The sequence below is a fragment of the Myxococcus sp. MH1 genome (assembly GCF_059738865.1).
Map to the genome: position 1 here is coordinate 9,988,332 of NZ_AP026947.1, position 12,069 is coordinate 10,000,400.

Below are 12,069 nucleotides of genomic sequence, written 5' to 3' on the forward strand. Positions count from 1 at the left end.
CCAGGGCTCACGCGGGGGACGTGGCCTGGCAGAGCTGACGAAGGTGCATCAGGCGCGGAGGGCCCATGCCCAGGAAGCGCACCCCCATGCCGTGGGGCGCGCACAGGCTCTCGCGCTGCGCGCAGGGGTTGGCCCACGCCACCACGCCGTGGGACTCCAGCCGCTCACCCGTGGTGGGCAGGTGAAGCCGCAGCGTCACCGCCGTGCCGGGGCGCGCCGGCACCAGCGTGCGCACGAAGAGGCCCGCGGGGCTCATCGCGAAGGACACGCCCGACGTCCAGGGGGCGGCCTTGCTCTCGCCCTCCGCGAACTCCACCGGACAGCAGAAGGGCACCCGCTCCTCCACCCGGAGCGAGGCGCCGTCGCGGCCCAGGAGCGTGTGCACGCGCGGCAGGAGCGCCCCCGCCCGCGCGCACTCCGCGGGCGTCACCGACAAGGTCGGCACTCCGTCCAGGAGCGCGCGCGCCGTGGCGCTCGCGCGGGCCCACACCCCACCCCAGGCGCCGTCACCCGCGACGACGAGCAGGTGGGGCCGGGCGCCGTGCTCCTCCACGCGCGAGGCGGCGCCCTCCACGGTGGCGCTGTACAGCAGGTGATGGCCACAGGCCTCCAGCAGCGAGCCCAGCCCCGTCCACGTGCGCGCGCCGCCCGCGCCCGCGAGCAGCACCACGCGCGGGCTGTAGCGCTCGCTCGCGGGGGCTGCGGGGCTCTTGCCCAGCAGCGCGGACAGCCGGGCGCGCACGGCCGCCTCGCTCACCGGCGTCACCAGGCAGTCCTCGATGCCCTCGGCGTCCGCCGCCTCCAGCACCTCCGCGGGCGTCTCCGGCTCGGCCACCAGCACCAGCGGCGCGCCGGACGCGCCCACGCGCGCCTTCAGCCCCCCCAGCCCTCCAGGGCCACGCTCACGCACGTGCCGCCAGTGGACCAGCACCAGCCGGGGCCGGGCTCGCGAGGAGGGCTCACCCGCCACTCCACCCGCGACGGCCGCCTGCACCGGCTCACACCCCAGCGCCCGGGCGGCGCGCGACAGACACAGCCACGCCTCGCCCACCACGCCCACCCACAGCACACGAGGCGCCCCGGGCGTCTCGCCAATGACGGGCCGGACCGGGCCTGAGGCCATCCTCATGCGGATTCTCCGTGTCTGGTTCCCCCCGGCCCCGCCACTCGCGTTGTTGGCGAGATATGGGAAACAGCCACACGGTGAATACTCCCCCTGGTCGGATTCCAGGGAGAGGTGAGGAATACAGGACAGAGAGAATCAGCCCGACCTTTCGGTGCGGGCGACGTCAGACGCGGGCGACGTTCACGCCCGAGTCCACCGCCTGCAGCTCGTCGCCGAAGGACACGTCCACGGCGCCGCCCTGGGGCGGGTCATAGGGCGCGCGGCCGACCTGGGTGGTGCCGAAGCGGGGGAACAGCGGCGCCAGCACGTAGGAGCGGAAGCACCAGCCGAAGAAGCTCACCGGCTTGAGCCGGGGGTCGATGGAGGCGGCAATCTTCGCGTGCGCCTCCGGCAACAGGCTCCAGTGCAGCCCCGGCGTCTCGTGGTGCACCGCGTGCAGCCCGTTGTTGAAGAGGAAGAAGTTGATGAGGCGGCCGGTGAAGCTGCGGCTGTGGTCGTGCTCGCTCCAGGGGTCCGCGTGGACGTGCTGGATGTAGTTGAAGAACATGATGGTCCACAGCGAGAAGACCGCCGGAATCAGGAACGCGAAGGCCCAGACGCGCAGGCCACCACCGATGCCGTGCAGGTAGATGGCGAGCGCGACGAGCGCCGCGTGGGTGCCGCCCCAGACGACGTACTGGAGGACAATCTGGCGGAACAGGGCGGGGTTGCGCGCGCGGGCCTTGTCGATGAAGGCCTTGGTGGGCTCCTGCTGCCAGTAGGTGGAGACGAAGGGGAAGAAGAAGGCGACGAGGAAGTTGTGCTTCTTCGAGTAGCGCCAGGTGATGGTGGCGTCGCCCGCCTTGTTCACGAACTTGTGGTGGTTCAGGTTGTGCGTCGGAATCCACACGAAGGTCGGGTAGCCGTAGAACAGCGACAGCCACATGCCCATCGCCTCGTTCATCTTCCGGTTGCGGAAGGTGGGGCAGTGATTGTGGTTGTGGGCGATGACACCCGCCGACAGCGCCAGGTAGCACGCCAGCGGGCACAGGTAGGGGATGAGCCCGGGGTCCCAGAACATCGTGAGGGCCACCACGGGCATCGCCAGGCACCAGAGGAGGGTGCGGATGTCGGCGCTGTAACGGAGCATGGCGCGCAGTGTGCCTTACGCCACAGTGAAGGCCCAAATCTATCGCTCGCCCTCCAGCGGGGCCTCCCTCTCCCCCTCGCCGTGTAGGAGAGCGGGCGACGCTCTCCCCACCCTCGCTTCCAGGGATTTCAGTGCAGGTGCGAGCGCAGGAGCTCCACCATGCCGCCCAGGGGCGCGCTCGCGGTGGCCAGGCCCGCATCGTCGACGGCGCGGGGCATGCCGTAGACGACGCAGGAGCTCTCCGACTCGGTGAGCACCACGCCGCCCGCCTCGCGGATGGCGCGCGCGCCGTCGCGGCCGTCGTCTCCCATTCCGGTGAGCACCACGCCCACCGTGTCCTTGCCCCAGACGCGGGCGGCGCTCTGGAAGAGCACGTCCACGGAGGGGTGGTGGGGCATGCGCAGGGGGTGACGGTCCAGGCGCACCAGGCTGAGCGCGCCGTGACGCTCCACCTTGAGGTGCTGGCCGGCGCGGGCGAGCACGACGCGCCCGGGGAACAGCTCCATGCCGTCCTCCGCCTCGCGCACCTCCAGCGGACACAGCGCGTCCAGCCGCCGCGCCACCGCCTCCGTGTAGCCGGGGGGGATGTGCAGCGCGAGCGCCATGGGCGCGGGGAATTCCGCGGGCAGCTCCGACAGCAGCTTCGTCAGGGCCTGCGGGCCGCCCGTGGAGGTCCCCACCACCACCAGCTGCCGGGCGGGCGGGAGCGCGTCCGGGGACGCGAAGGACGAGGGGGCCACGGGCGAGGCCACGGGGCGCCGGGCGGCGCGGGCCGCGACGCGCACCTTCTCCACCAGCTCCGCGCCCAGCTCATAGAGCCGGTCCGTGGCCAGCGCGGTGGGCTTGTGCACCAGCTCCACCGCGCCGTTCTGGAGGGCCGCCACCGCCAGCTCGCTCTCCTCGCCCGCGCTGCTGACCACGACGACGCGCGGCGCGAGCTCCATGGAGGACAGGGCGCGCAGCACGCCCAGCCCGTCCAGGTTGGGCATCACCAGGTCCAGCGTGAGCACGTCCGGCGACAGCTCCGCCACCTTCTCCAGTGCGTCCAGGCCGTCCCGGGCGGTGTCCACCACCTGGATGTCCGGCGCGTTGGACAGCACCTGCTTGAGCACCTTGCGCGCGAAGGCCGAGTCGTCGACCACCAGCACGCGGATGGGGGCCGGGGTCATCATGTGTCCGCCTTGTTGTAGAAGAAGACGCCCCGGCGCTCCTCGCAGCAGAGCGCGGTGCCGAAGCGCATGAGCGACTCGGAGGTGCCCACCAGCAGCTGGCCGTGGGGCTTGAGCGCGCTCGCCAGCGACTCCACCACCCGGCGCGCCGTGGCGTCCTGGAAGTAGATGAGCACGTTGCGGCAGAGGATGGCGTCGAAGGCGCCCAGCCGCGCCACCGCGGCCTCGTCCACCAGGTTGACGCGCATCCACTGCACCCTGTCCACCAGCTCCGGCTTCACCCGCACGCGCCCCTCCACGCCGCGCTCCAGCCAGCGCCCCTCCACGCCCGGAGGCAGGGCGCGCAGCGAGCGCAGGTTGTGGTCCCCCGCGCGCGCGCGCTCCAGGACCCGGGAGCTCAAGTCGCTGGCGACGATTTCCACGCCGGCCAGCGCGCCGCGGTCCGCCAGCATCATGGCCAGCGTCAGGGGCTCCTCGCCGGTGGAGCACGCCGCGCACCAGACGCGCGGCTTGCGCCCCTGCTTCGCCAGGGGCACCAGCACGTCCTCCACCAGCACCTGCAGGGGCTGGGCCTCGCGGAAGAAGTACGTCTCGTGGACCAGCAGCGAGTCCACCAGCGCGTCCAGCGCCTCGGCGCCCGCCGGGTCGTAGCGAAGGAAGTAGTAGTAGTCGAGCAACGAGTCGAACCCCGCCTCCAGCGCGCGGTCCGACACCTTGTCCGCCATCAACTCCCGGTCCTCGGGCGAGTAGTGCAGCCCGGCGCGCTGCTCGATGAGCGCCGCGAGGATGGCGAACACCTGGGGAGACATCGGCAACGAAGGCATGGCGTCCTTGTCACCGCCCCAGCGCCACGAGACAGGCGCGGCGCACTTCCTCGTCCTCGTCCCGGAGCGAGGCGCGCTCCAGCGCGTCGCGCGCCTCCACCGTGCCCAGCGCCCCCACCGCGGGCACCGCCGCGCGGCGCCCCGAGGGGCTGGCCGTCTCCAGCGCCTGGAGCAGGCCCGCGCGCGCGTCCGCCCGGCGCATGCGCGCCAGCGCCGCCACCAGCAGCGGCGCCGTCACCTCGTCCGCGGCGTCCAGCGCGGCGAGCAGCCCCGGCAGCCGTCCCTCCATGGGCAGGGCCAGCGCGCTCACCACCCGCTCGCGCACCGTCAAATCTCCCAGCAGCGACACCAGCGCCTGGGTGGAGGGGATGCCCGGCCGCGTGGCCAGGAAGCCCACCGCCGCGCTGCGCACGCTGTCGTCCCGGTCGCTGGCGGCGCGCAGGAGCGCGGGCAGGGTCTCCGGGGCCTCGTACTCGGCCACCGCGGACAGGGCGACCAGGCGCGTGGCCGCGTCCTCGGACGAGGCGGCCTCCAGGAGCACCGGCAGCGCGTCCTGCCGGCGCGCCACGCCCAGGCCCAGGAGCGCCGCGCGCCGCACGTCCGCGTCCGCGCTGGCCGCCGCGCGCCGCAGCGCCGTCATGGCGCTCTCCGTGTGCATGTGGGCCAGCGCGTCCACCACGGCCACGCGCACCTGGCCCGCGTCGTCGTCCGCCAGCGCGACGATGGCGTCCGCGGCGGCCTCCTCGTTGAGCTTCCCCAGCGACTGGCACGCGTAGTAGCGCACCCACGGGTCGCGATCATTGAGGCCTCCCAGCAGCATGCTGGTGATGCGGGCCTCCTTCTGCGTCTGTCCCAGGGCGCGCATGGCCGCCGCGCGCGTGCGCTCCGACTCGTGCGTGGCCGCCGTGAGCAGCGCGTCCACCGCGCGCGGGTCCTCGATGAAGGGCAGGCCGTAGATGGCCGCGTCGCGCAGCCGCTCGTCCGAGTCGCGCATGGCCGACAACAGCACCTCCAGCCCGCGCGGATAGCCGAAGTAGGAGATGATGCGCAGCGCCGCCCGGCGCAGCCGCGCGTCCGGAGAGCGCGCCGCCTGGAGCGCCAGCGCCTCCGTGTCGTCGCTGCCCAGCGACTGGATGGCGCCCGTGGCGGCCTGCACCACGCGCGGGTCGTCGTCCACCAGGCGCTCGAAGAGCGCGCCCACCGCGGACGCGTCGCCGATGCGCGACAGCGTGTCCGCCGCCATGGCGCGCACCGAGGCGTCCCGGTCCTCCAGGCACACCAGCACCTCCGGCACGGACGCCACGCGGCGCCCCACCAGCGGCAGGAGCACCCGGCGCCGGGCGCTGTCCCCGTCGCGCAGCGCCTGCAGGATCTGCTCGTCCGCGTCCGAGCCCAGCTCCGCCAGGGCCGCCGCCGCCGCGCGCGCCACCGTCGGGTCCGGCGCGTCGAGCAGGCGCAAGAGCCCCGCCGCCGCGTCCTGGCCCCCAATCCAGCCGAGCAGCCGCGCCAGCGCGGCGCGCTCCGCGGAGTCCGCGGTGCTGATGGCCTGCGCCAGCTTGCGGCCCAGCACGGACAGGTCCCCGCCGGAGCGCAGCGCCGCCTGCACCGCGCGCGCGCCGCCGAAGCGCTGCACCTGCGCCTCGTGGATGTCCACCAGCGCCACCGCCACCACGCGCACCAGGCTGTCGTTGCCCCGGCGCAAGAGCCCCACCAGCGCGGGCACCGCCGCGTCCTGGCCCGTGCGGCCCAGCGCCCTGGCGGCCTCCAGCGAATAGAAGGGGTCCGCGAGCAGGCCCAGCAGCGCGGGCACCACCGTCGGGTCGCCGCAGCGGCCCAGCACGTCGATGGCGGGGAAGATGCGGAAGAAGTTGCCGCTGCCCAGGGCCGCCAGCAACGCGTCCACCGCCGCGCCGCCGCCGATGCGGCCCAGCGCTTCAATCGCCGCCACCGCGACGTTGTCGTCCGGATGCACCGTGAGCCGGGCGAGCAGCGGCACCGAGCGCCGGCTGCGCCTGCGGCCCAGCACCTGGGCCGCGTCACAGACGATGGCGGCGACGGGGCTGTCCGCCAGCACCTCGAGCGACTCCTCCACCGCGCCCGTGGAGGCCACCAGCGCCTCCACCGCCGCGGCCAGCCGCGCCTCGCTGTCGCGGCGGCTCCTGAGCACCTCGCACAGGGGCGGCACCGCCTGGGTGCCCAGCCGGGCCAGGGCCGCGACGACGGCGCGGCGCACCGCCCAGCTCGGCGTGTCCAGCCCGGCCACCAGCCGCGCCAGGTTGTCCGCGCCGCCGCGCGCCAGCTGCTCCACCGCGTCCACCTGCGCCCGGTCCTCCGCGGAGAGGAACAGGGGCGAGGCGCCCACCGCCGAAGACATCGTCGCCGTCATGCCTGCCGCTCCCTCGTCGACTCGACGCCCGCCGGTTCGGAGGGCTTCACGCCCCCCATCCGGGACAGGCTCTCCCATTGCTCCGCCTGCAGTCGCGACAGCTGCCCCAGGCGGTTGGACACCTCGCGCACCTCGGCCGCGTTGCCCGCCACGGCGCGGACCTGCTGCGCGGTGGTGACGGTGATTTCCCGCGCCCGCGTGCGCATCTCCTCCACGCCCCGGGCCAGCCCCTCCGTCACCTGGGTGGCCTCCGCGCTGGCGCGCGCCACGGAGGCGATGCCGGTGGCCTGCCGCTGCGCGGACACCGCCAGCGAACCGAGCACCTCCGACTGCTCGTCCAGCGCGCGCGCCGTGCTCTTGGCCACCCGGCGCACCTCGTCCGCGCCCTTCACCAGCGCGACGAGCGCCTGGGCCTGCTCGTCGGTGGCCCGCGTCACCGCGCCCGCCAGCTGCGCCACCTGGCGGCTGGCCGCCTCGCCCTGCTTGAGCGCGCGCGCCTGCTCCGCCATGCCGCGCGCGGACTGGGCCACCTCCTTGCGCGTGGCGTCCATGGCCCGCGTCACCTCCGCCGCCGCCTTGGCCTGCTCGGCCAGGCCCGCCAGCGTGCGCTGCGTGGTGCTGGCCATGTCCTGCGCCAGCGCGCTCACGCCCGTGACCTCCTTGCTCTGCGTGCCCACCACGTTGCTGACGGTCTGCACCAGCTGGCGCATCTGCGCCGCGGCCTTGGACAGGTCCGTCGACGCCGCGGCCTGCTCCTGCACCGCGCGCGCCACCTTCTGGGACACCTCCGCGAGCTGCCCGTTGGCGCGCACCACGTCGCGCAGCGCGCGCGCCTGCTCCCCGGAGGCCTGCATCGTCTGCCGGGCCATGCGCCGCATCTCCGAGCCGCCCTGCGACAGGGACTGCGCCGCCTGGGCCTGCTCCGCGGCGGACGCGGCGATGACGCGGCCCTGCTCGCTCATCCGCACGTTGCCCTGCGCCAGCGCCTGCGCCGCCTGCACCTGCTCCCCGGTGGCGCGGCTCACCTCGCGTACGTTCTGCCCCAGGTCATCCACGCCCTTGAGGATGGTGGTCAGCGCCTTCTCCGCCTCGGAGGCCAGCGCCGAGCCCTCGTCCGCGGCGCGCATGCCCTCGCCCGTGGCGGCCGCCGCCTCGCGCGCCGTCGTCTGGAGCCCGCGCACGATTTTCGCCACGTCCGAGCTGGCCGCCGCCGCCCGGTCCGCCAGCGCGCGAATCTCCTCCGCCACCACCGCGAAGCCCCGGCCGTGCTCCCCGGCGCGCGCCGCCTCGATGCTCGCATTGAGGGACAGGAGGTTGGTGCGGTCGGCGATGAGGTTGATGGTCTGGACGATGTCGCCAATCTCCTCGGCGCGCTTGGCCATCTCCTTCATCACGCCCGACGACTCGACGATGGACTGACGGATGCGGCCGAAGCCCGCCATGGAGCGCCCCACCGTGGCGCCGCCCTCGCGGGCGATGGTGCCCACCCGGTCCGCGGTGGCGCGGGCCTCCTCCGTCATCTGCGCCACGCGGCGCGTGGAGGTCTCCAGCTGAGTGGAGGCCGAGGCGCCGGAGGCGGCCTGGCCGTTGATGGACTCAGCGGCCTTGGCCACCGCCTGCGCCGAGCGCGCGAGCTGTTCAATGGTGGAGGCGTTGGCGTCCACCACGGCGGCGTTCTTCTCCGCGGTGGCGGCGACCTCCTCCACGCTCGCGGCCACCTCCTCCATGGCGGAGGCGTTGGAGGCCGCGTGCGTCTCCAGCACGCGCGCGCTCTCCGCCACGCCGCGCACGCTGCGCGCCAGCTCCTCCGCGGTGGCGGCCACCTCCTCCACGCTGGAGGCCATGGAGGTGGAGTCGCGCGCCACGTCCCCCAGCGAGCGGCCCAAGAGGCCCACCGCGTGGGCGACCTGCGTGGCGCGTTCACCCACGCCCTGCGCGTCCGAGGCCAGCCGGGCGATGCCCTTGGCCATCTCCTCGATGGTGGCGCCCACCTGCTCCGCGGAGGCCGCGCCGGACTGGTTGCGCGTCACCAGGTCCGCGACGGTGGCGTTCATCTCCGTCATGGACGCGAGCAGTTCCTCGCTGGAGGCGGCCAGGTCCTCCGCGTTGGAGCTGACGCCCTTCACCGAGCGGGACACCTCCTCCAGCGTGGCCGCGGTGGTGTCCGCCTCCGCCGCCAGGTGGGCGGCGTCCTTGCGCACGTTGGACACCGACGCGCTCACCTCCTCCACCGAGCCCGCCGTCGCCTCCGACTCCTGCTGCAGCTGGCGCGAGGAGTCGCTCACCGTGCGCTGCGTGCGCACCAGCGACTGCACCGCCAGCCCCGTCTGCTCCACGTGCGTCGCCACCGATTCGATGGCGGCGCGCACCTGCTCGGTGCCGGCGGCCTGCTCGTTGCCGCTGCCGGCCACGCGCGTGGCCATGGCCTCCAGCTCCTGGAGCAGCGTGGTGCTCTCACGGAGGCTCCGGGTCAGGCGCTCGGCCAGCCCGCGCGCGTCGTCCTGCCCCTTGGGGGCGTCAGTGTCCTGCGTCGCCATCCGGCGTCTCCTCCCCGATGACTCGGGGGAAATCGATGAGCATCACCAGCCGCGGACCCACCTGCGCCACGGCCTTCACGAAACCCTGCGCGCCCTCGGTGACCAGCGGCGGCGGCGGCTTGAACTGGCCCGGGTCCAGCTTCAGCACCTCGCGCGCGCTGTCGACGAGCAGCCCCACCACGCGCGCGCCCAGCTGCCCCACCACCACCCGCGAGTCGAGCGTGCGCTCCACCGCCGGCAGGCCGAAGCGGCGCCGCGCGTCCACCACCGGGATGACCCGGCCGCGCACCTGCACCAGCCCCGCCACGTGCGCGGGCGCGCCCGGCACGGGCGTGGCGCCGTTGAAGGACTCCATCTGGAGGACGTTCGACGCCGGCAGCACGTACTCGGCGCCATCCACCTTGAACACCACATGCAGCACGCTCATGTCGCGCGCTCCTCTCGTCCCCCGCCCCCCTGCCGGCGCGACGCGCCCAGCGTGGGCAGGTCCAGCACCAGCGTGGGCTGTCCATCGCCCAGGTCCGTGGCGCCCGCCACGCCAGGCACCTTCACCAACGGGTCCTCCAGCGGGCGCAGGACGATCTCCTGCTGCCCGAGCAGCCGCCCCACGCCGAAGGCCACCAGCTCCCCGCGCTGGCGCACCAGCAGCGCCCGCGCGGGCACGGTGTCGGCCGCGCTGGCCGTCCCCTGCCCCAGCAGGCGCTCGAGCCACACGAGCGGCACCGCCTGTCCCCGCCGCTCCACCAGGGCCACGCCCCGGCCCCCCGGGGGACGCACCACGCGGGAGGCGTCCACATCGAAGAGCTCCTCCACGCACGACACCGCCACCGCGTAGCGCGCGCCGGCGCACTCGAAGACGATGGCGTCCAGCAGGGTAATCGTCAGCGGCACGCGCAGCCGGAACGTGGTGCCCACGCCGGGCCGCGTCTCCATGCGCAGCTCCCCGCCCAGCTGGTCCACGACGATGCGCCGGACGATGTCCATGCCCATCCCGCGCCCGCTGGTGGAGGTGACCGACTCCCGCGTGGAGAAGCCCGGCCGGCACAAGAGCTCCAGCACATCATCGTCCGTGCGCGGGGCCGGCGCGCCCGCGCGCTTCGCCACCGCCGCCCCGTCCACGCCGCGCCCGTCGTCGCGCACGAGCAACTCCACGAAGCCGTTGGCCTGGGCGTGACATGCCAGGCGCACCAGCCCCTCCGGGGCCTTGCCCAGCATGCGGCGCTCCTCGGGCGACTCCAGGGCGTGGTCCACCGCGTTGCGCACCAGGTGCACCAGCGCGGGCATCAGCCGGTCCGCCACCGCCTTGTCCAGCTCCGCGTCGCCCACGTCCAGCTCCAGCCGCACCGCCTTGCCCGTGGCCCGGCGCAGCCCGCGCACCAGGAGGGGCAGCCGCTCCAGCACGTCCCCCACGCGCACCATGCGCAGCCGGAGAATCGCCGCGCGCATGTCGCGCAGCTGGCGCGAGTTCTCCTGGAGGATGGCGCGCAGCTCCCGCGTGGGCGCGCCCGCCGCCGTCAGGTCCGCCACCGCGCGCTGCAGCCGCGAGCGGTTGACGACGAGCGCCGCCAGCCGCTCCAGCGCCTCGTCCAGCCGGGACACCTCCACCCGCAGGGTGCCGCCCCCGCGCCGCAGCTCCTCCGGCTCCTCGTCCAGCTCCCCGTCCAGCCGCGCGGGCGGGCTCACCACGGGCACGGGCGACAGGGCCTGCTCGACGGCCAGCGGGCGCACCAGGGCGGGCTCGCCCCCGGCGGCGTCCATCAACACGCCGTCCGCGGCCTCGGTGCTGAGCAGCAGCACGAAGGTGAGCGAGCCGCCCCCGGGCACGGGCCCCGACAGCGGGACGACCTTCACCAGCTCGCCCAGCGCCGCCAGCCGCTCGCGCACGCTGTTGATGGTGACGCCCTTGGCGGCGCGCTCGGCGCCGGGGATGAAGTCCACCCGCACGGGGCGGCGGCCGCCCGCGGTGGCGGTGAGCTGCTCGCGCTCGGTGGGCGTCAGCTTGGCGCCGAGCGCCAGCGTCTCGTCGAGCACCACCGCGACGGGCCGCGAGGCCGCCGGCGCCGTCTCGGAGGCCTCCAGCGCCTCCAGCCGCTCCAGGAGCCCCGAGGGCACCGGGGCCGCGGGCTTGCCGGAGGCGAGCTGGCGCATGCGCTGCTCCACCGCGCGCAGGCCCTCCATCAGCGGCTCCACGCTGGACTCCGGGAGCCGGCCGCCGGCCTGGTCCGCCTGACGCAGGGACGTCTCCATCCAGTGAGAGATGGAGACGATGGGCTCCACGTCCACCATGGCGGACAGGCCCTTGATGGTGTGCAGCGCCCGGAACAGCTCCCGCACGGCCTTGGGGTGGGCCGCGCCCCGACGCGCGCTGGCCTCCACCGCGAGCAGGTGGCGGTGCGCCGAGTCGAGCAGCTCCTCCACCTCCGCCAGATAGGCGGGGAGGAAGTCCGCGAGGTCCACGGAAGCGGTCAAGCCCGCGTCTCTTCCAGCAGCCCCCGCGCCTCCGCGAGGATGGCGTCGGGGGTGAAGGGTTTGGTCATGAAGCGGTTGGCGCCCGCCTCCAGCGCCCGCGCGCGCGACGCCTCGTCCCCCCGCGTGGTCACGATGATGATGGGCAGCGTGCGCAGCTTGTCCTGCCCCCGCACGAACTCCACCACCTCGATGCCTCCGATGTCCGGCATGTTCAGGTCCAGCACCAGCAAATCGTACGGGCTCAGCGACAACCGCTCGATGGCCTCCAGCCCGCTCGAGGCATGGGTGAAGTTCAGCCCCGGGTAGGGCCTCAGACAGGCCACCACCATGTCCCGCATCACCTTGCTGTCATCGACGACGAGCACCTCTGCCATGGATTCCCCTGAAGACGAGCCGCGACCCTAGAGCGATTTCCCGGGCGGGAAAGAG

9 protein-coding genes are annotated in these 12,069 nt (G+C 74.3%); all 9 read right to left on the bottom strand.

Annotated elements, in window-relative coordinates; genetic code table 11:
* Positions 1–7: 7 nt before the first annotated feature.
* A complete protein-coding gene (locus AC6JA9_RS39570) occupies positions 8–1,129 on the bottom strand; it encodes a PilZ domain-containing protein (RefSeq protein ID WP_497958685.1) in 1,122 nt (373 codons plus the stop codon).
* A gap of 160 nt (positions 1,130–1,289) precedes the next feature.
* A complete protein-coding gene (locus AC6JA9_RS39575; RefSeq protein WP_497958686.1) occupies positions 1,290–2,255 on the bottom strand; it encodes a fatty acid desaturase family protein in 966 nt (321 codons plus the stop codon).
* Positions 2,256–2,383: 128 nt separating this feature from the next.
* The gene (gene cheB / locus AC6JA9_RS39580; protein WP_497958687.1) at positions 2,384–3,427 is read right to left on the bottom strand and encodes a chemotaxis-specific protein-glutamate methyltransferase CheB; all 1,044 of its coding nucleotides are present in this window, start codon (positions 3,425–3,427) and stop codon (positions 2,384–2,386) included.
* Positions 3,424–4,248 carry a CheR family methyltransferase gene (locus AC6JA9_RS39585; protein WP_223751905.1) on the bottom strand — a complete coding sequence of 275 codons (825 nt, stop codon included), beginning with the start codon at positions 4,246–4,248 and terminating at the stop codon, positions 3,424–3,426. The genes cheB and AC6JA9_RS39585 overlap by 4 nt, the downstream gene beginning before the upstream one ends.
* A 10-nt stretch (positions 4,249–4,258) precedes the next feature.
* Positions 4,259–6,634, bottom strand: a complete 2,376-nt coding sequence (locus AC6JA9_RS39590; protein ID WP_223751906.1) for a HEAT repeat domain-containing protein — start codon at positions 6,632–6,634, stop codon at positions 4,259–4,261.
* On the bottom strand, positions 6,631–9,171 hold the full coding sequence (locus AC6JA9_RS39595) for a methyl-accepting chemotaxis protein (RefSeq protein WP_223751907.1): 2,541 nt from the start codon (positions 9,169–9,171) through the stop codon (positions 6,631–6,633). Before AC6JA9_RS39595 ends, AC6JA9_RS39590 begins: the two co-directional genes overlap by 4 nt.
* A complete protein-coding gene (locus AC6JA9_RS39600) occupies positions 9,152–9,598 on the bottom strand; it encodes a chemotaxis protein CheW (RefSeq protein WP_141330659.1) in 447 nt (148 codons plus the stop codon). Before AC6JA9_RS39600 ends, AC6JA9_RS39595 begins: the two co-directional genes overlap by 20 nt.
* Positions 9,595–11,640 carry a chemotaxis protein CheA gene (locus AC6JA9_RS39605; protein ID WP_223751908.1) on the bottom strand — a complete coding sequence of 682 codons (2,046 nt, stop codon included), beginning with the start codon at positions 11,638–11,640 and terminating at the stop codon, positions 9,595–9,597. Before AC6JA9_RS39605 ends, AC6JA9_RS39600 begins: the two co-directional genes overlap by 4 nt.
* The gene (locus AC6JA9_RS39610) at positions 11,637–12,014 is read right to left on the bottom strand and encodes a response regulator (RefSeq protein WP_141330663.1); all 378 of its coding nucleotides are present in this window, start codon (positions 12,012–12,014) and stop codon (positions 11,637–11,639) included. The genes AC6JA9_RS39605 and AC6JA9_RS39610 overlap by 4 nt, the downstream gene beginning before the upstream one ends.
* Between the last annotated feature and the right edge of the window lie 55 nt (positions 12,015–12,069).

What these genes read in the sequence shown, in the direction of transcription:
- AC6JA9_RS39590 (WP_223751906.1), bottom strand. Translation starts at nt 6,634, where the DNA reads ATGACGGCGACGATGTCTTCGGCGGTGGGCGCCTCGCCCCTGTTCCTC.
- cheB (WP_497958687.1), bottom strand. Translation starts at nt 3,427, where the DNA reads ATGATGACCCCGGCCCCCATCCGCGTGCTGGTGGTCGACGACTCGGCC.
- AC6JA9_RS39595 (WP_223751907.1), bottom strand. Translation starts at nt 9,171, where the DNA reads ATGGCGACGCAGGACACTGACGCCCCCAAGGGGCAGGACGACGCGCGC.
- AC6JA9_RS39600 (WP_141330659.1), bottom strand. Translation starts at nt 9,598, where the DNA reads ATGAGCGTGCTGCATGTGGTGTTCAAGGTGGATGGCGCCGAGTACGTG.
- AC6JA9_RS39585 (WP_223751905.1), bottom strand. Translation starts at nt 4,248, where the DNA reads ATGCCTTCGTTGCCGATGTCTCCCCAGGTGTTCGCCATCCTCGCGGCG.
- AC6JA9_RS39610 (WP_141330663.1), bottom strand. Translation starts at nt 12,014, where the DNA reads ATGGCAGAGGTGCTCGTCGTCGATGACAGCAAGGTGATGCGGGACATG.
- AC6JA9_RS39575 (WP_497958686.1), bottom strand. Translation starts at nt 2,255, where the DNA reads ATGCTCCGTTACAGCGCCGACATCCGCACCCTCCTCTGGTGCCTGGCG.
- AC6JA9_RS39570 (WP_497958685.1), bottom strand. Translation starts at nt 1,129, where the DNA reads ATGAGGATGGCCTCAGGCCCGGTCCGGCCCGTCATTGGCGAGACGCCC.